Source organism: Wolbachia endosymbiont of Dipetalonema caudispina, from assembly GCF_013365495.1.
Classification (GTDB): Bacteria; Pseudomonadota; Alphaproteobacteria; order Rickettsiales; family Anaplasmataceae; genus Wolbachia.
The window spans coordinates 233,869-253,572 of sequence record NZ_CP046580.1; the positions used below are offsets into that span (position 1 = coordinate 233,869).

The 19,704-nt window shown below is 28.4% G+C and carries 11 protein-coding genes and 1 tRNA gene; 6 read left to right on the top strand and 6 right to left on the bottom strand.

Going from position 1 to position 19,704, the window contains the following annotated elements; translation table 11 throughout:
* Nucleotides 1-11: 11 nt before the first annotated feature.
* The 3 genes from rpsG to GOY14_RS00890 form a co-directional block, all read right to left on the bottom strand.
* The gene (rpsG, locus tag GOY14_RS00875; protein ID WP_175809397.1) at nucleotides 12-491 is read right to left on the bottom strand and encodes a 30S ribosomal protein S7; all 480 of its coding nucleotides are present in this window, start codon (nucleotides 489-491) and stop codon (nucleotides 12-14) included.
* A gap of 6 nt (nucleotides 492-497) precedes the next feature.
* A complete protein-coding gene (gene rpsL / locus GOY14_RS00880; RefSeq protein WP_175809399.1) occupies nucleotides 498-872 on the bottom strand; it encodes a 30S ribosomal protein S12 in 375 nt (124 codons plus the stop codon).
* A gap of 1,042 nt (nucleotides 873-1,914) precedes the next feature.
* Entirely contained in the window at nucleotides 1,915-2,823 is a 909-nt protein-coding gene (locus tag GOY14_RS00890) for a D-alanine--D-alanine ligase (protein ID WP_175809400.1), read from the bottom strand.
* A gap of 1,069 nt (nucleotides 2,824-3,892) precedes the next feature.
* Here GOY14_RS00890 and tsaD point away from each other — a divergent pair.
* Together tsaD and GOY14_RS00900 are read left to right on the top strand one after the other, a co-directional pair.
* Nucleotides 3,893-4,900, top strand: a complete 1,008-nt coding sequence (gene tsaD, locus GOY14_RS00895) for a tRNA (adenosine(37)-N6)-threonylcarbamoyltransferase complex transferase subunit TsaD (RefSeq protein ID WP_175809402.1) — start codon at nucleotides 3,893-3,895, stop codon at nucleotides 4,898-4,900.
* A 163-nt stretch (nucleotides 4,901-5,063) separates the two neighbouring features.
* On the top strand, nucleotides 5,064-6,815 hold the full coding sequence (locus tag GOY14_RS00900; RefSeq protein WP_175809404.1) for a type I secretion system permease/ATPase: 1,752 nt from the start codon (nucleotides 5,064-5,066) through the stop codon (nucleotides 6,813-6,815).
* 391 nt (nucleotides 6,816-7,206) lie between these two features.
* On the opposite strand, the gene GOY14_RS00905 is transcribed toward GOY14_RS00900, so the two are convergent.
* Nucleotides 7,207-7,935 (bottom strand): hypothetical protein, encoded by a 729-nt coding sequence (locus GOY14_RS00905; RefSeq protein WP_175809406.1) that lies wholly within the window; start codon nucleotides 7,933-7,935, stop codon nucleotides 7,207-7,209.
* 1,696 nt (nucleotides 7,936-9,631) lie between these two features.
* Here GOY14_RS00905 and GOY14_RS00910 point away from each other — a divergent pair.
* The 3 genes from GOY14_RS00910 (at nucleotide 9,632) to dapA (ending at nucleotide 11,216) form a co-directional block, all read left to right on the top strand.
* Nucleotides 9,632-9,705 (top strand) — tRNA-Arg (locus GOY14_RS00910).
* Nucleotides 9,706-9,776: 71 nt separating this feature from the next.
* The gene (ssb, locus tag GOY14_RS00915; protein ID WP_175809408.1) at nucleotides 9,777-10,250 is read left to right on the top strand and encodes a single-stranded DNA-binding protein; all 474 of its coding nucleotides are present in this window, start codon (nucleotides 9,777-9,779) and stop codon (nucleotides 10,248-10,250) included.
* A 15-nt stretch (nucleotides 10,251-10,265) separates the two neighbouring features.
* Nucleotides 10,266-11,216, top strand: coding sequence for a 4-hydroxy-tetrahydrodipicolinate synthase (gene dapA / locus GOY14_RS00920; protein WP_175809855.1), 951 nt, complete (start codon nucleotides 10,266-10,268; stop codon nucleotides 11,214-11,216).
* Between the two features lie 653 nt (nucleotides 11,217-11,869).
* On the opposite strand, the gene hemB is transcribed toward dapA, so the two are convergent.
* A complete protein-coding gene (gene hemB, locus GOY14_RS00925) occupies nucleotides 11,870-12,874 on the bottom strand; it encodes a porphobilinogen synthase (protein WP_175809856.1) in 1,005 nt (334 codons plus the stop codon).
* Between the two features lie 1,322 nt (nucleotides 12,875-14,196).
* The gene (locus GOY14_RS00930) at nucleotides 14,197-15,444 is read right to left on the bottom strand and encodes an IscS subfamily cysteine desulfurase (protein WP_175809409.1); all 1,248 of its coding nucleotides are present in this window, start codon (nucleotides 15,442-15,444) and stop codon (nucleotides 14,197-14,199) included.
* 592 nt (nucleotides 15,445-16,036) lie between these two features.
* Here GOY14_RS00930 and acnA point away from each other — a divergent pair.
* Nucleotides 16,037-18,646, top strand: a complete 2,610-nt coding sequence (acnA, locus tag GOY14_RS00935; RefSeq protein ID WP_175809411.1) for an aconitate hydratase AcnA — start codon at nucleotides 16,037-16,039, stop codon at nucleotides 18,644-18,646.
* Nucleotides 18,647-19,704: the final 1,058 nt, after the last annotated feature.

A 19,704-nucleotide genomic window follows, 5' to 3' on the forward strand; every position in this document is an offset into this window, starting at 1 on the left:
ATTAACTAGCATTAAAAACTAAGATGGGAAAAAGCTTTATTAGCTTCAGCCATTTTATATTTTTCTTCATATATCTTAAATGCCCCTCCTCGTTTATTATAAGCATCTATTATTTCAGCTTGTAAACAATCAGTAGAAGTTTTTCCACTTTTTTTTCTAGCTGTAGAAACAGCTCCAGCAATCCACCTTAATGCCAAAGAAACTGCTCTGTCTTTTCTAACTTCAACAGGAACTTGGTAAGTTGCCCCACCGATACGACGTGGACGTACTTCTATAGAAGGAGTAACGTTCTCTACTGCTGTTTTGAAAATTGATATCCCACTCTCTTTTATTTTTTTTTCAGCTAGAGATAAAGCTTTATAAACAATTTTTTCCGCTATGGACTTTTTGCCACATTTCATAATTATATTGATAAAACGCATTAGTAGAACACTACCATAACGCGAATCAGGACTTACTGTTCTTTTTCTTGTTTTATTTCTACGACCCATAAGATTTTAATTAGATTTTTTTACACCATATTTTGAACGAGCTTTTTTCCGATTTTGTACACCACGTAGATCAAGAGTACCTCTTATTATATGGTAGCGTACACCTGGTAAGTCCTTAACTCTTCCCCCTCGTATCAAGACAACGGAATGCTCCTGTAAATTATGACCTTCACCAGGTATATAAGCTGTTACTTCGCCATACCCACTGATTCTTACTCTAGCCACTTTACGTAGTGCTGAGTTAGGTTTTCTAGGGGTTGTAGTATATACTCTAGTACAAACACCTCTTCTCTGAGGATTACCTTTTCCTAAAGCAGGTACTTTTTTCTTGCAGAGTAACTTCAATCTACCTTTACGTACTAATTGATTTATTGTAGGCATATGCTAAAGCTTAAGTTTATTTAAATACTCAAGTTTTAATTATAAAATAATAAATCTCAGTGGTCAATAATAAAATAAACATTATTATTCTGATTAGAGCTTGATTATTGCAAATTACATCCGAATATTGAATTAAAATTCAAGATAGATTACTTTAGGGGGGGGACTGTGAAGAGGAAAATAACTCTTGAATTTTAGGGTTAAAAACTTCTTGGAATATTTTTTAATAATTTGAGATATAATTTTTCTATTTTATAATCTTAAAATTTAAGGTATTTAGATAAATGTAATTATTTTTTACGAGAATTTTATTTATAATACGTATATCAATTATGCTCCAGTTGTTAGTGATGAATCAGTTGTTGTTTTAAATAATTTTATGCTTTGTAAGGGTTATTTTGAGGTAATTTTACTATGTATCATTGATTTAGTTATGATGTTCTATCTTTATATTTTTTACATAAATACAAGAAGAAACATATTCTCTATTGAGTTTTTTTAAATATCTTTTGATGTATTTTAAATTTGATAATGAGTTTTGTCAATTATAACTAGGTTATCTATTGATAATTTCTGCAATCACTTTACCTTCAAAATTAATTACTAAAGCTTTATTATCTTTTTTTTCAGAGAGCAAAAGGTTTATGTTCATCCATATTATGGATAAAGTATTAGGTAAAGTTCTATAAATTCTTACGAATTTTATCCATTTGCTTATAGACTGTATACTATCAGCAAGCTTTGAAATTGATACATATAATATATAATTGGTTGTGTTTTATTTATCATACTTTTAAAATATCTTTCTATTTGTAAATTTACTGCAGTGATAACTACTTTGTTAATTGAAAATCCATTATTTAGTAATAACTTAGATAAGAGGTTATTGTACTAGTAGATAATAAAGTTGTTTTTTAATTTTATTAAGTGAATTATAAAATAATAATAGTAAGAAATAAAGAGTATTATTGTGATAAATTTGAAGTACACTTGCGTGAAAAATTGTTGACTTTTAATCATATTGCTCAATACCTATTAAGTTCTAATATTTTTGAGCTGCTTCAACGATAATTTGAACTAATTCATTAAAGTCGATTCCTTTTGTTAATTTTGCAATTTTGGGCACTAGTGATAATTCAGTGAAGCCGGGATGTGTGTTAATCTCAAGCATTTTTAAAGATCCATTTTTAGGGTTATAGCGAAAATCTGAGCGGGAGATGGTTCTACATTTTAAAAAATGATGAATTTTTAATGCATATTTTAAGGTCATTTTATATATATTGTCAGGAATTTCAGCGGGAAATATGTATTCTGCGAGCCCATTTGTATATTTTGCTTCATAATTATAAAATTTATTTTTTGGTCGTATTTCAATAGTACCAATTGCTTCGTCTAATAATACAGCGGTTTGTAGTTCTATGCCTGGAATATATTCTTCTATGATCATCTTTTCCATAATAATAGAATTATTATTTTTTAGATTTAAATAATCCTCATACGAAAAAATTATATGCACTCCTATACTTGAACCTTCATTAATTGGTTTTAAAACATATGGGTAATTAACTTTAATATTGTTTTGTAATATATTTTCTCTACTAATTATCTTTCCTTTTGGGGTATCAATATCGAGGTAATTGAATATGTGTTTAGACATTTCTTTATTCATAGCGATAGCTGAAGCTGTGACTCCGGAATGTGTATATTTTATACCTAAGATTTCTAATAGACCTTGAATGCATCCGTCTTCACCATAGGGCCCATGTAGAGCAATAAAAGCAAGGCAAGGATTAATTTTTTTTAGCTTTTCAGCAATATTTCTATCGACGTTTACTTCTATTGTCTTGTATGAAAGACTGTTAAGTGCTTTTTTTACTGCTTTTCCGGTCATTAATGATACTGCTCTCTCATGGGAAAATCCACCAATTAAAATTGCTATGGTCGAAAGCATCGTTTTTTTAAGAAAGGCTTAGTTTTAGAATAATTAAATTTATAAATTTTGTAAATAGGGTAAGTTACTTAAAAGTTTATAATTTTTTTTGTTACCATCTTTAATTTTATGGTCTATACTATTTATAGTATAGTCATAATTGTATGTTTTATTTCTAAATAAACTTTTAGAAGCTTTTTAAGGGTGAATTAATTTTTGTGTAAATAAGTTTAAAGTATTTATAGAATGATAAAATTATAGTATATGTAATTAAGTATCTTGAATCGATTTTTAGGGGGAAATTTTAGAAGAAAGCTATAAATTTTATTTTTGTTTTTTTAAAGATAAATAAGCTATTATTTCAAATATATCTCTACTATATCGGAAAGAATTATATAAATATTAGGAGAATATGTATATAAGGTTAGTTTTTTTAGTGTAAGTTAGGTATATTTATCTAATTTTAGTGGGAGAAGATTAAAATCTGTATATTTTATTTATATAAATTTTTATATGCTTGAGAATGAGTTCAGACTTGATTCTTAGAGGGGTTTTCATGAAATTTGTTAGATTTTAGTTAAAATATGTTAAAGAGTAAATTTTGTTCTTTGAAATGTAAAAACAATTATCAGTCAAGTTTGTTTAGGAAATTTAAAATTTATTGAACTGAAGGGTTGTATATATGCTATTTTTGTAAATATATTAGAGTGATAGTTGGATACGGAAGGGAAGGATTTACCTTAAAAACAATGAATGGTTATTTATTTTAGGTGTAAGATTTGATTAAAATGTTCTTTTAAGATTGCTGACTATGTGAAAAAAACTTTTAATCTCTCTTTAAATAGTCTCTTCTCTTTATGAGTCTCTGAATGATAAATAGGATAGGTGGAGTAGGGAAATTAAGTGAGTATAGTGTGAAATATCGCTTAAAGATATAGCTAAAATGTAAAGTAGTTAGATTGATAATTTCTTTCTGAAGATGAAAAAAGTTATTTTGATATTTAAATGATGATTGATTTATTTTAGAATGTAACTAACTTTTATACTGTTTCAAAGTAAACTTAAATTAATATAATAATTAAATTGATAGATGAAGACTGTTTTAGCTATTGAAACAAGCTGTGATGAAACTGCAGCAGTAATTATAAACAGTGCTAGGCAAGTTCTTGCTCATGAAATTTTTTCTCAAACAGAGCATAAAGGATATGGTGGAGTAATACCAGAAGTAGCATCGCGTCTTCATATGGAGCATTTGAGTGATCTAATAAAAAGCGCTATAAATAAATCTAACCTCAGTTTTTATGATTTAGATGCAATTGCGGCAACATCGGGACCAGGACTTATAGGTGGGTTAATAGTTGGTACAATGATGGCTAAAGCAATTGCACATGTAATACAGAAGCCTTTTATTGCCGTTAATCATTTAGAAGCACATGCATTGGTTATTAGGTTACTTTATGAAGTTAAATTTCCGTTTTTAGTATTATTAATATCTGGTGGTCACTGTCAATTTTTAATTGTACGGGATGTAGGTAAATATATTAAACTTGGGGGAACATTAGATGATTCATTAGGTGAAGCATTCGATAAAATTGCTAAAGTGTTGGGTTTAGACTATCCAGGGGGGCCATTAATAGAAAAATTAGCGCAAAGAGGTGATTGTAAGAGATTTAAACTTCCAAGGGCAATGGTGAAATATTCTGGGTGTAATTTTTCTTTTTCTGGAATTAAAACAGCAGTAAAAAATTTGGTACAAAAACTTGATATGAATGAGCAAGATATATGTGATATATGTGCTTCTTTTCAAGAATGTGTTAGTGATATACTACTTGATAGGGTGAAAAATGCGATTGTTATGGCTGAATCTTTAAATATTAAAATCAGCAATTTTGTAATTGCTGGTGGGGTTGCAGCAAATAATTTTTTAAGAAAGAAGTTAAAAAAATATATAGTTTTAAACATATTTTTTCCTCCAAGTAATCTATGTACAGATAACGCAATAATGGTTGGGTGGACAGGGATTGAAAGATTAAAGAAAAATTATATAGATTCACTCAACTTTATGCCAAAACCAAAGTGGGAATTAGAGAATTATTGAAAGTTTTCAGCTCTAAATTTAGATGATAGGAATGATTTTTATTTAATTATCGTTGTGCATGTATATTTAATGTTTTATTAATTTAAGGTTAACCAGAGTATATTAATATTGGTAATATGAGGTTATATTTATATATAGTATCTGGTTAAATTGAAAGAAGATTATGGAAGTTACTACATCAACAAAAAAAGAATTAAAGCAAAGTACGCTGTATATTTGCCTGGAAAAGTGCACAAGTGCATTTTGGTTTATTTTTTGGTTTAGTTCAGGAATTAACTTATTAATGTTATTTTTGCCACTTTATACTTCTCAAGTACTTGATAGGGTAATATCAAGTGGAAGTATATCAACTTTGATTATGTTGACTATCATTACTTTATCTGCATTTGCATGTTCTGCGGTGCTTGAAACTTGTAGATACTTAGCTATGACAAAAATTGGTGACTGGATTGATAGAACTGTAGCGCCAGATTTAATAGTGAGATCAATCAGACTCACGTCAGTGCAAAGTTCAACTTCTAGTGGTGAAGCAATACGAGATCTTGGGGTGATAAAAAGTTTTATTATGGGGAATGGTATATTTTCACTATTTGATACTCCATGGTCGTTAATTTATCTTATTGTAATTTTTATAATACATACTTCTACAGGGTTTATAGCTGTTATTGGGATTATTATGTTAATTTCTATGGCAACATGGAATGAATTTGCTACTAAACGCATATTGCAAGAAATTAACGAAGAGAGTTTACGAAATATCAATGCTATAGATATTGCAACAAGAAATGCAGAAGTAGTAGAAGCTATGGGTATGTCAGAATTCATAGTTTCTGATTGGTGTAAACAAAATGATCAAACTCGTATGATGCAAATTAAAGCACAGAATCGTTCTAGTATAATTACTGGAATTACTAAATTTTTACGTTCAACTCTTCAAATATCAGTAATTGGGATGGGGGCGCTACTTGCAATTACAGCTCATAAAACTGCTGGTAATATTATTGCTGCTTCTATTTTAATGGGTAGAGTATTAGCTCCATTTGATGCAGCAGTTCATACTTGGAAATTTTTAAATCAAGCTATGATGTCGTATGGTAGGCTGCAAAGACTTATATTAACGTCACCAAAAAGGGAGCAGACTTTGATTATGCCGGAACCTAAAGGAAAGTTAGAATTTGATAGAGTATTTTTTACTCCTTATAGAGGTAATAAACCAACAATAAAGGGTATGTCATTTGTAATAGAGTCAGGTGATATAGTTGGTGTTGTTGGTGCAAGTGCTTCTGGTAAATCAACTATTGCAAAATTAATTGTTGGTGTATGGAAACCTATATCTGGTGTAGTGAGGCTAGACGGTGCTGATGTATATACTTGGAACCGAAGAGATTTTGGTAATTATGTTGGCTACTTACCTCAAGATGTTGAATTATTTAACACTAGTATCAAAGCGAATATTGCGCGTATGAGACCAAATCCAGATTTTGAAGAAGTAATTAAAGCAGCAAAAATTGCAGGGATACATGAATTAATACTCGGTTTACCAAATGGATATGATACAGTAATAGGGAGCTTTGGAGTAACGCTTTCTGGTGGGCAAAAACAGTTACTTGGTCTTGCAAGAGCTTTTTATGGTAATATTAAACTTTTAGTGCTTGATGAACCAAATGCTAACTTAGATAGTAATGGAGAAGCATGCCTGATTAAAGCGATAGATAATGCAAAGAAGCAGAATATTACTACTGTGATTATAACTCATAAACTACTGTTAGTATCCTTGGTTGATAAAGTTATTTTTATATCGGAGGGTACTATTTGTGCTATAGGACCAAAAGATGAAATTTTAGGTAAATTAGTAGTTACTACATTACCAAATATAAGGGGAGAGGATGAGCAGTTTTCAGTAAGTGGTAGTTAGAAAGGGGGAGGGTATTGGATACTTTTTTTTACTTTATTATTCTATAATTTATTAACATGCTCAAATGTTTCTTGTTTCTTTAATTTTCTTTTTAGAAGCTTTTTACTTTGCTACTCTATTCATTTTGTTTTTATTGAAGAGGTGTTTTATAGTGATGTTGTGGAAGTTGTGAATTTTTTTATTATCTAAGGTTAAGCATACTGATTTTTTTCTTACTAAATTGGAGGAACTATGATCATGAAATATTCTTTATGTTTTTTCTTTTTATAATATTTTCTTTAAGAAAAGAATTTCTGAATGAACATATAGATCAATAATAATTTGATCTCTCACTTTTGCTCTTATAAAAATATATTAATATTACTATCTTTTTACTTTGACATTAGTTTTTTTACAAGATTTCATGTCTGCTCACTTTAGCTATTTTTTCTTTTATCTTCTGTAGCTTTTCTTTTAATTCCTCTTGAAAATTTTTATTGTGACTTTTAAGCCTAGTAATAGAGGGATTTTTTATTATAGTACTGCTAAGAAATTTTTCATTTGGTGGAAGGGGTGGAGGTGGTGGTATGTTCAAGCTTTGACTTAGTAAAGAAGAAGGCGGAGATGTAAGTATTACATTTGTATTTTGGTTTGTAATAAAGGAAGGAGAAAGTGGAGGTGTAAGTAATGCTAACTGAGAAGGTTGAGTGAGTGATGTAGCTGTAGATGGTAACGAAGAAGAAATTGATGCATTAGAAGAAGAAATTGATGCATTAATTGTGGTAGGTTTTTTAAAATTTGGAGTGGATGAAGATGTTAACATAGCCGTTGTTTCTGGTATTTGTGTGCTAATATCATTACTATCTGATCTTTTTTCAAAAATGTTATATGTAACTTCTTGCTTTTTATTGTTTATTATAGGAAGAGTTAATTTAGAAAGGTATATTATTAAACTTAATGCGGCTATTATAGAAATAGAAGCAATTGTTATATAGAAAGAAGATGGTGCTGTAGTAGTAGTGGTGCCACACATCGCTAAGCTTATAGGATAAATAGATACTCCAGTTGTGAGGACAGATGTACATAGTAAGAAGGTAGCAATTGAATATTTTAATGAAGATGATATTCTAAAAGTGTTCATTTTTCCTCACATTGTATATTAATACCATATTAGCATTAACTGGGCTAATGTTTTATGTCAATGAAAATTATTGAATAAATTTTATAAATAATAATTAGTATAATATTAATCTATTAAAAATTTATAAATAAGTAGTATTATATTAAGAATTTATAATGATATTTTTACGATTTTAATAAATTTTAATGAATTGCTTTTTAAATTGTGAAAATGTATATTTTGTTAATATATTGAGTTGAAGAAAAGTAGGCTTATGTTTTTTTCTTTAGTAATTAAGAAAATATATGTAATAAATATTAGTATTTTAGTAGTTTATTAAAATATTAAATGTTACTTGTTAGGAATAGATAATGATTAGTATAATGTCTGGTTTAGGTTTAGGTTTTTAAGATCAGATTTTTATCTGGGATAGTTAATTATATGATCAAAATTTGCTATAGTTTATATGTAAGCTTGAATGGGGGGGGATTTATTATTAGTATTTAAAGCTAAAGATTAAGATTTTAATTTTAGTGTGATCTTTATTAGTATAGAGTAAAGTGATATAGTAAAAGGATTTTTTTAGAGGGGGAAATATTAGTTATGGTGTTATAATTAGAATTATAAGTGCTACAAGATGAATAGTTTGATAAGGAAAAATTATGAGTAATGAAAGGTCAATTTTAAAGTATTTATATTATATTCAATTTTAAGGCTCAATTAGTGCACTTTCAATAAAAAAAAAGTTGAAATTTTAATTGTTGAATTATTTTAGTTAGTTTTCTGCAAGTTTTTTATATTTTGCTTAGAAACTCTTGAATATAATCAAGTTTTATTTTATGAGTAAATTTTATCTAAGTATAGAATATTTTATCTCTAATGAGAGTTAGTGTTCAATTAAAGATTGAAAATGCTATTATTAGTTTTTAGATTGGTAAATTTTTTAGTTTATTTGTTGTTTATAGAGTGGAGTATATTGGATGGTGGAATCTTAGTTGATGGTTAAATTTTCAATTTAGAGATCATTTAAGTTTTTAAAAGGAAGTTGTAATTTAAAGTAAAGCTTAGATTTATAGAAAAATTTTTTTTAGGTTTATACATTAGGAAATGCATTTTAATTTTAGCCTTTGAGCTTGGTAAGCTATATGAGGTTTTTTTGCTACATAATGTTTGTTGAATGAGATTTTTATTTGCCGCTTTCCAGGAGAGATTGGATGTATATGTAGAAAATAAACAATAAAAGTGATGAATAGTGGGTTTAACTAAGTCTTAGTTTAATTAATGATAATGATATAACATTTTTTTACCTGTATTCAGGTTGATACATGATTGTAGATATGAAGGAATTACAGAAAATATAGAAGTTCAATTGGTAGATTAAGAAGGATTTTATTACATATATTCTTAAGAGCTGTAAAATTAAAGGATAGTATTATGTGAAATCATTTTAATTGTGAGTAAGTATTATTTTATAATTTCTAGTATATATTTAAATCTAGTATATATTTGAAGTGGTAGATAAAGATTTTTTAAGAATATTAAGATTTTAAGTAGATTTATAACTGGAAATTATATAATTTTTATGTGAGTTGTAGATTTGGGAATGATAAGAGATAACTAAATAGTAAGATTAGGCTTTGGTTTAGGTATTATGTTTATGTTTTATTCGAGCTAAAATTAATTAGATAGCTTGGCTATATAGATAATTTAATTATTGGCGCTTGTAGTTCAGTGGATAGAGCGTTGCCCTCCGAAGGCAAAGGTTAGGGGGTTCGAATCCCTCCAAGCGCATTTTAATCAGATTTGACATGATATTGCAACATAAGATAATATAGAAGAAGATTGATTATAAAAATATAGTTATGTCTACTGGTACAGTAAACAAAGTTATATTAGTTGGTAATTTAGGAAGAGATCCTGAAGTTAGAACTATGCAGAATGGAAAAGAGATGGCAAATTTTTCGCTAGCTACTTCTGAAAGTTGGATTGATAAATTTTCTGGTATGCGTTCTGAAAAAACGGAATGGCATAATGTTGTAGTATTTAACAAAGGATTAGTGAAAATTATTAAAGATCTTGTACGTAAAGGTAGTAAAATTTATGTTGAAGGTTCTTTAAGAACTAGGAAGTATACTGATCAAAGTGGAAATGAAAGATATACTACAGAAATAGTGCTGCAAAATTTTAATAGTACTCTTACTCTTTTAGATTCGCGGTCAAGTTCTGATTATTCATTGAATGAATATGAGCAACATGGAGCAGAGCAAAAAAAGCAATATGAAAATTTTGACGATGAAATAAAGGGAGAGTTAATTGATGATGAAATACCGTTTTAATGATTTTTAATGAGATTGTTATCTCCGTTTTTATGGACTGCTTGTGTTACTCCTTTTAGTTATAAAGGAGATAGTATAGATTATAATGGTTTACAGCGTTTACTTACAATACAAGCTGAGGCTGGAAATGGTGTAGTTTTACTAGGTAGTACTGGTGAAAATTTATCACTTACTGATCATGAAAGACGTACACTAGTTGATTTTGTATGTAAGCTAAAGTTAAGGAGTATTAAAATTATAGTTGGTGTACCAGGAGTGAATTTATATCAAGCTCTTGAATGGCTTGATTTTTGTCAAGGTATGCCTATTTATGGTTATTTAATGACTACTCCAATTTATACTAAGCCTGGAATTATAGGGCAGACTTTATGGTTTGAAAAGTTACTTGAAAAGGCACATGTGCCGGTTATGCTTTATAATATTCCATCAAGAGCAGGAGTGAATCTTTATGTAGAAACTGTATGTAATTTGTCCAGTCACGAAAGGTTTTGGGCTATTAAAGATTCAAGTGGGGATATTGATACTTTAGTTAATTATAAAAAAGTTGCACCAGATATTGAAGTTTTTTGTGGTGATGATAATATGATACTTGATATGGCTGCTTGTGGTGCAGTTGGCTTGGTTTCTGTTGCTTCTAATCTTTGGCCATATGCAGTACATAAATATGTTAAGCGATGTTTACTGTCATTTCAGCATTATGCATTAGGATCTTGGAAGAAAACAACTACTCAAGTCGTAGAAAATAGAGTAAAAAAAAATTCACTAGATATTTGGCAACAAGCCTGTAAAGCTCTATATATTGCTAGTAACCCGATACCTACTAAAGTACTTTTGCATGATATTGGGCTTATAGAACATGAAACTGTTCGCTTACCACTTAGCATAGAGGACTTACCTTCTATTGAAATATTAAGGCAAGTTAATAAAATGATTCTTAAATGGGAAGAAGGGTTAACTAATAATTAAAGTAAGAATAATGTCTCTTAAATTTTGTCAATTTTTTACTATAATTAGTGTATATAGTAGTCAGTAAAAGATGGATATATAATAATTTTCATGATATTGTAGTGAAAGAGTTATAATATTTATGTGGGTTTAGTTATTTAAATTATACTCAATTTAGTTTTAAAATCCTTAAAAGGTTTTTGTTATAGAAAGTAGCAAATCAGTATAAAAGTAGCTAAAGTTTTCAATAATCGATTTTATGAAATTGTTACATATAACTCTTTTGTTACGGTATAATTACTTTTTTTTGTTGTATTATAATTTAGCTAAATTAAAACGAGCTTTTAATTGTTTTGCTTAGGTGCTGAGAAATTTATTTAAGAAAATGTGAGTATTTAGTATTTTTTTAAGGTGGGCTTTGCTGTAGAGTAAAACTTAAAGAATTTTAGGTAAAACTGTTTATTTAAAGATATGGAACTATAGTATTAATGAATTAAATATTATTTTCATCTTTGTATAGTATTGTTAGTTTATAAATTGAAATAACTGGGTACTTATGATTTAGTAAAAAAATAGCCCAGAATTTATGGGTAATTTTTATTTTTGTTTAAAATAATTCTATATTACAAAAATCTAAGAAAGATAGATTTACTTAATTTATTACAATGGAAGTATTATGATGTTCGTGCTATTAAATTTTTTACAACATCAAGTGCTGCATATGTAAATATTGCACTTGCACCAGCACGTTTAAAGCTAATTAAAGATTCATAGATTACTTTATCGTAGTTTAACCAGCCATTGTTAGTTGCGGCTTTTATCATTGCATATTCACCGCTTACTTGATAGGCAAAAATTGGAAAATCAAACTTGTCTCTTGCTGTTTTAATTATATCTAAACATGGCATGCCTGGTTTTATCATAATAAAGTCTGCACCTTCATTTATATCCATTTCAATTTCACAAATTGTCTCTCTTGCATTTCTATAGTCCATTTGATAACTGCTTTTATCGATAGAATTTGATGGTACACATGAACCAACAATTTTTCTGAATGGTGCATAGAAATTAGAGCAATATTTTACTGCATAAGATAGTATTAATGTATTTTGAAAGTTATTGTCATCTAATGTTTTTCTTATTTTTCCTATCCTGCCATCCATCATATCGGAAGGAGCAACTATGTTACATCCTGCTTTTGCTAAAGTTAGTGCTTGTTTACATAATGCTGATATAGTTTCGTCATTTTCTACATCTGTCAAATTTTCTTTTAGAAGACCATCATGACCATGAGTAGTGTATGGATCTAGTGCAACATCTGCAATAATACCAATATCAGGTACTTTTAATTTTATAGCATAGATTGCTTTGCAAATTAAATTATCAGGATTATATGCCTCCTCGGCATTTTTAGATTTTAATTTATTATTCACTACTGGAAAAATCGCGATAGCATTTATTCCATAATCCTTGGCTTCTTGAACTATAGAAACTAATTTATTTATTGAATAGCATTTTATGTCTGGTAAACCAGGAATTGATTCAGTTGTTTCTTTTTTATCATGAACAAAAAGAGGAAAAATCAAATCATTTATTGATAAGATGCATTCACTTGTTAGATTGCGAATCCATTTACTTGAGCGTCTACGTCTTAAACGTGTAGTTGGAAAATTAAGCATCATAATTTCCTTGAAACTGTTTTATATAAAGTAAACATTTATAGTATTTCTATAGTATCTTTAGTCTCTCTATCAAATCTTCTTTATTATAGTAGAGGGGTATGTGTTTGTTCATTACATTGAATTAATTAACCTATTTTTCATTTTATATATTTTTATTTCATTTACTAAAATCCTAGTAACTTTAATAAAATATCTACAAATATATTACCTAAATAAGTCTTTAGCTACCACTACTTTAGCTTATTTTTTTATTCTTTACAATTTTTTTTTGATAGTGTTTTTATTTCTAATATCGGTTCTTCTTTTAACAAAGATAGTTTTATTCATTTAGTAAATTCATTTTTTATATACTTAGATTTTCTTTTTTTTTCAAAATGAAACTTTTCAACTCATTAATGCAAGAGCTTTATTATTGAATTTTCTTGTTATTTTTCTAAATCTTTAGAATTATTTCTCTTGTGATGTAAGTAGAATATTTTTCTATATGTATATTTTCTAGTTATTTTACCCATTATTTGTATATTTAGAAATTTAATAGAGATTAATTTAAAGTATTGTTCTTCATTGATTTTGATATTTTATATTTAAAAAAAATTAATCAATTTTGAGAAAATTAAATAATGAAAGTTGTTTAGGATTATTAACTGTTACTGTTTTGAATAGTTTTAGTATGTTTAAAAAAAGTTAAACATATTTTTTGCTTTATATCATAGTGAATGAGGCTCTATGAATGTATTCATTATGAAACTTATAATTTAATTTGTTGTGTAGAATATTAATATAATATTTTGTTTATCATTAAGAAAGATCTTAGGATTTGGATAGTGTGATGAAAAAAGAGGAAAGGACTTAACTTCACTAAGTGAAGTTTTGATGTTATTGAATTTAAAGATACATTTAAGAATATTCTGAATCTTTTTTATACTAAGATTTTTTTCAGACTTAACTTTGAATTAGTAAGCTTAGAAGAGGTTATGAATTGACTTAAAATGATTAGTAATATTATATAATTATTAATGATTATCTGGCAAAACTTTTGAAATCTTCTTTTGGAGATACTGAATTTATACTTAAGATAGTGGTTTATAGTGATTAATATATTTTAATACTTTTTAAAAACTATCTGTTTTATTTAAGTTTTTGTATTATCTTAATAATTTAATTTTTATATATTTATATTACTTGAGTGGAGTTTTGTAAAAACTACTCTTTATGTGTTCTGAAGTAAGTTTTTAAAATTTATTCTCTTTTTAAAAATTAAATTCTTTTACTATTTAGTTTTTTATTTTTTACTTTAATGCGAACTCATAGAGGAGATTTTAATGAAAGTCCCATTTTACAGTGCTTAAATCTACTCCTTCTTGTACCATTTCCCAAAGTGGACTCATCTCTCTTAATCGTCCAACATTTTTAGCAATAAGATCTGCCGCGTATAAAATTTCATTTTTAGTTGTAAATCTACCCAGGCCAAATCTAATTGATGAATGCTCAAGATCATGACCATTATTTAGTGATCTTATGACATAGGAAGGTTCAAGAGATGCAGATGTGCATGCAGAGCCAGAACTTACTGCTAAATTTTTAATTGCCATGATAAGAGATTCGCCTTCGACATAAGGAAAACTTAAATTTAAGTTACCAGGGATTCTGTTTTTATAATCGCCATTTAAAACAACATCAGGAAATGCTTTTTTTATTTTGCTATATAGAATATCTCTTAGTTCTTTCAATTTAGTTGCTTCTGTTTCCATTTCTTCTTTAGCAATGCGTGCCGCTTCACCAAAACCAACTGAAAGAGGAGTTGGAACTGTTCCAGAACGCATACCTCTTTCCTGGCCTCCACCACTAATTAATGGTGTAAGCCTAACGCGAGGATTTTTTCTACGTACATATAATGCACCTATTCCCATAGGCCCATAAATTTTATGGCTGGAAAGACTCATAAGGTCAATATTCATTTCATTGACATTAATAGGCACTTTACCGAAGCTTTGAGCAGCGTCTGTGTGAAAAAATATACCATGTTTTCTGCATATTGAGCCGATTTTTTTTATAGGTTGCACCACTCCAATTTCATTATTAGCCATCATTACTGAAATTAAAATTGTTTTGTTAGTGATTGCTTCTTTAAGTTTTGGTAAGTCAATAATTCCATTTTGCTTAACAGGTAAATATGTGACCTTGAAGCCTTCATTTTCCAAATGTCGACAAGAATCTAGAACACACTTATGCTCTGTACAAATAGTTATTATATGGTTTCCTTTATTTTTATAAAAGTGAGCAATACCTTTAATTGCCATATTGTTTGACTCAGTTGCACCTGAGGTAAAGATGACTTCTTTACTATCTGCATTTATTAAATCTGCAATATGCTTTCTTGCTTTTTCCACTGCTTTTTCAGCAATCCAACCAAATGAATGGCTGCGAGAGTGTGCATTACTGAACTGATTGAAATAAGGTATCATGACTTTTAAAACACGAGGATCTACTTTAGTAGTAGACTGATAATCGAGAAATATTGGTAATTTTACCTTAGTATTATATATTTTCTCATTTTTTATATTCATAATTTAAATACATAAAGTTTGTTGGGAAGTTATATTATAATAATAACATTGTAATAATAACATTAAAACTTTGCTTTTTCAAGATATAATTTTGATTTGAGGTATAAAATTTTACTATTACTATTTTTATAGATAGTATAATATTTTGCGATAAAGTTTTCTATTATAATTTAATGAAATGGACATTTGTTTATAGATTTTTTCTACTTATTTAAGTAGAAATATAAAAATTTAAAACAGCGAAAGTACTTTAGTTTATTGAGTTTTTATTAACTGTTTTTACTGTTTTACATTTTAGATTGTAGCTTATAACTTTGTAGTAGTTAAATTTATTTAAGTGGTTTTGTGTTTAGTATGTTAGTTTATTACATAAATTTTTTTATCAACTTTATGAAAATGGATTAATATAGACAGTTGTTAATTTACTGTATTGTTAAAGTAATAATGTTTATTTTGAGGATTTTTGCAGAGATGTTAATATAGTAATTGTTAAGAATTTATAGTTAAGCTTGTTTTACTACAATTAGCTTTTTTTAGAGTTTGATGGTATTTGATAAGATCATATCTTTATTTTCAAAATAATATATTTAAAGTGAATAATTCTTTAGGATCAAAGGCAGTTTTAAACGTTAATGGGAAATTTTACAGCTATTTTAGTCTTAGTGCTGCTGGTAAATTTTTGGGAATAGATTTAAGTAAATTACCTTGTTCATTAAAGATTTTGCTTGAGAATTTATTGCGTAACGAAGATGGAGTGAATGTAAAACTTCATGATATAAAAATATTAGCTGGTTGTATTGAGAAATATGTGAATCATGAAATTAGTTACAAACCGGCTAGGGTATTGATGCAAGATTTTACTGGAGTTCCTGCTATTGTTGACTTAGCTTCAATGCGTAGTTATATAAAAAAGAATGGCGGGGATCCAAGCAAAGTAAATCCATCTGTGCCTGTTGATCTTATAATCGACCATTCTATTCAAGTAGATAGTTATGGGAATATTTCTGCGTTTGATAAAAACGTTGAATTAGAGCTAAGAAGAAATTTGGAAAGATATCAATTTTTAAAATGGGGAGAATCATCTTTTAAAAATTTTAGAGTAGTGCCACCTGGTGTAGGAATTTGCCACCAAGTGAACATTGAATATTTGGCACAGGTTGTGTGTAATAAAGATGGGGTTGTTTATCCTGATACTGTGGTTGGCACGGATAGCCATACTACTATGGTTAATAGTTTATCTATTCTTGGTTGGGGTGTTGGAGGAATAGAAGCAGAATCTGTGATGCTTGATCGATCAGTGAGTATGGTGATTCCAGAGGTAGTTGGATTTAAATTGACTGGAAGGCTTTCAGAAGGGGTAACTACAACTGATCTAGTACTAACTATTACAAATATTTTAAGAACAAAAGGTGTTGTTGGTAAGTTTGTAGAGTTTTATGGTAGTGGATTGGATTATTTATCTGTGGCAGATAGGGCAACCATAGCTAATCTGGCTCCAGAATATGGTGCAACTTGTGGATTTTTTCCAGTTGATCAAAAAACACTAGACTATTTAAACTTGACTGGAAGGCCAAAAGAGTTGATTCAGTTAGTTGAAACTTATGCAAAGGCGCAAGGCTTGTTGCGAAGCAGTAATGAGTTAGCGTTTTTTGATATGTTGGAGCTTGATTTATCAAGTGTGGAGCCAGTAATGGCCGGTCCTAAAAGGCCACAAGATAAAATTCCTCTTTCACAAGTCTCAGAATCTTTTTTAAAGTTATTTTTAGTTAATAGGTTTAAAGAAAGTGATAATCTTCAAGATGGAAGTGTGGTTATTGCTGCAATAACTAGCTGTGCTAATACTTCAAACCCAAGTGTGATGGTTGCTGCTGGCCTTATAGCGCGTAATGCAGTTAAACTTGGAATAAAATCAAAGCCTTGGGTTAAAACTTCTCTTGCTCCAGGATCACAGGTTGTAATGGAATATTTGAAAAAATTAGGATTACAAGAAGATTTAAATGCTTTAGGTTTTAATTTAGTTGGGTATGGTTGTACAACTTGTATTGGAAATTCTGGCCCACTTGATAAAAATATAGAAAATGATATAAAAAGAAAAAATTTAACTGTTGTTGCAGTTTTATCTGGTAATCGTAATTTTGAAGGAAGAATTCACCCTTTAGTTAAAGCTAGTTATTTGGCATCTCCGCTACTCGTTGTTATATATGCACTTGCAGGTACTATACTAATTGATTTAACAAAAGATCCTATATGTCAAAATAAGTATGGAAATAACATATATTTAAAAGATTTATGGCCAACAAACAGTGAAATTGAAAGTTGTGTTGAAAGTGTTATAACGCGTGAAATGTTCGTGCAAAAGTATGGTGGTATTTTTTCTGGCAATGAACATTGGCAAAAAGTGGAATGTGAAAAAAGTGAAGTCTATAACTGGGATGAGAAAAGTACTTATATACAAAATCCTCCTTACTTTTTTGATTTATTGGCAAAGAATGATGAAACTAATGTAGTTAGTATAAAGGATGCGCGTATATTAGCGGTGTTTGGTGATGGTATAACCACTGACCATATTTCTCCTGCTGGTAGTATTGCTTTGAGTAGTCCTGCTGGCATATATTTGAGGGATCTTGGAATTGAACCGCAAAATTTTAATTCATATGGATCTCGTCGTGGTAATCATAATGTTATGATACGTGGAGCTTTTGCTAATGTTAGGATAAAAAATGAGATGGTGAATACTGAGGGTGGTTATACAAAACACATTCCTTCTCAAGAAACTATGCCAATTTTTGATGTAGCAATGCGTTATAAGAAAGAAGCTGTTCCATTAGTGATTATTGCAGGAAAAGAATATGGTATAGGTTCAAGTAGAGATTGGGCAGCTAAGGGTACTGCATTATTGGGAATTAAAGCTGTAATTGCAGAAAGCTTTGAATGTATACATAGATCTAATTTAATCAGTATGGGTGTTCTGCCACTTCTGTTTCAGAATGGAGTAACTAGAAGAGTATTTGATAGTAGTGGGATAATAAATATAAAAGGTGAAATAGTGCCAAATGGAGATTTAGAATGTATTTTTAAACAAAACAATAGTTCAGAGCAATCAATTCGGCTTAAATGTTGTGTGCAAACTGCAACTGAAGTGAAGTATTTAATGAGTGGTGGAGTACTAAATTATATACTTGCACACTCTTTTTTGATTTAGTGAAATTTGAAGTAAGTACCAGATTTTTTTTATTTAGTTCTAGCTTGTTATATTGCAGATTGGTTATATATAGGTTGTGATATAGTTTTGTTTATATAAAAGGTTTTATAGTGGTTGTTATAGTTTTATGTAAGAATTTTAGTAAGCACGAGAATGTTTATAGGAATTTACCTTATGAATAGAAATTATATGTATTCTTTTGATCATTGAAGTAAAACTTGTGCTGATTTGAGACATATAATTTGCAATATTATAAAATAAGTTATTTTAAATTAAAAAGTTAATAAATTAGATAGTTACTATAAAATTTTTACTTATTACCTTGAAATTGATGATAGGTTTTAGTTGTACTACAGAATAGGTAATGAGCTTTGCAAAAGAGGATGATAAAATAATAAATAGTAGTTATTTGTTGCTTATGAGGCTTTCAAAATGTTGCTAATGATTATTATAAATTAGCTTATTTTAGGATAAATAATATTTAAAATAAGATGTTTATATTTTAAGATAATATCATTCTAGTATAGCTTTTACTATTCAATTAAACTGCTTGGTAATGAGTTTAATACTTGTTGATAGAGCATTAGTTAACTACCTTATACTAATTGGTAATTGTGGTTGTTGGTAGTTTAGTTTTCTAGAAGGTAATTTTTTTAGATATTGTGCTTTTTTGGTATTTATAGCAGTAGTAGTATTGTTTTTTTTACTAGAACTATTTATTTATAGATGACAATACAGCAAAAAATAGATAAAGGTTGTATGTGATGAGCTTATAGAGAGTTAAAAAATGGGTTGATATAGTTTAATATTATAATTATTGGCTTGGCCAATATTGGTTCTATTTATTGAAATAGTGTTTATTGGTATTGTGACTAATATATACAAAAAGGTATTAAGAAATAAAGAATTAAATCTTGGATTGGGTGTTGAGTGTATTTCAGATTGATTTCTTATAGTGATTATTTTTTTATTTTTATGTGTTTATTAGGTATGAAAATTTCTTAATTAAAATAAGAAATGTTTGATTCAGTTTTCTGTTTATAATTATTTTGATAAAT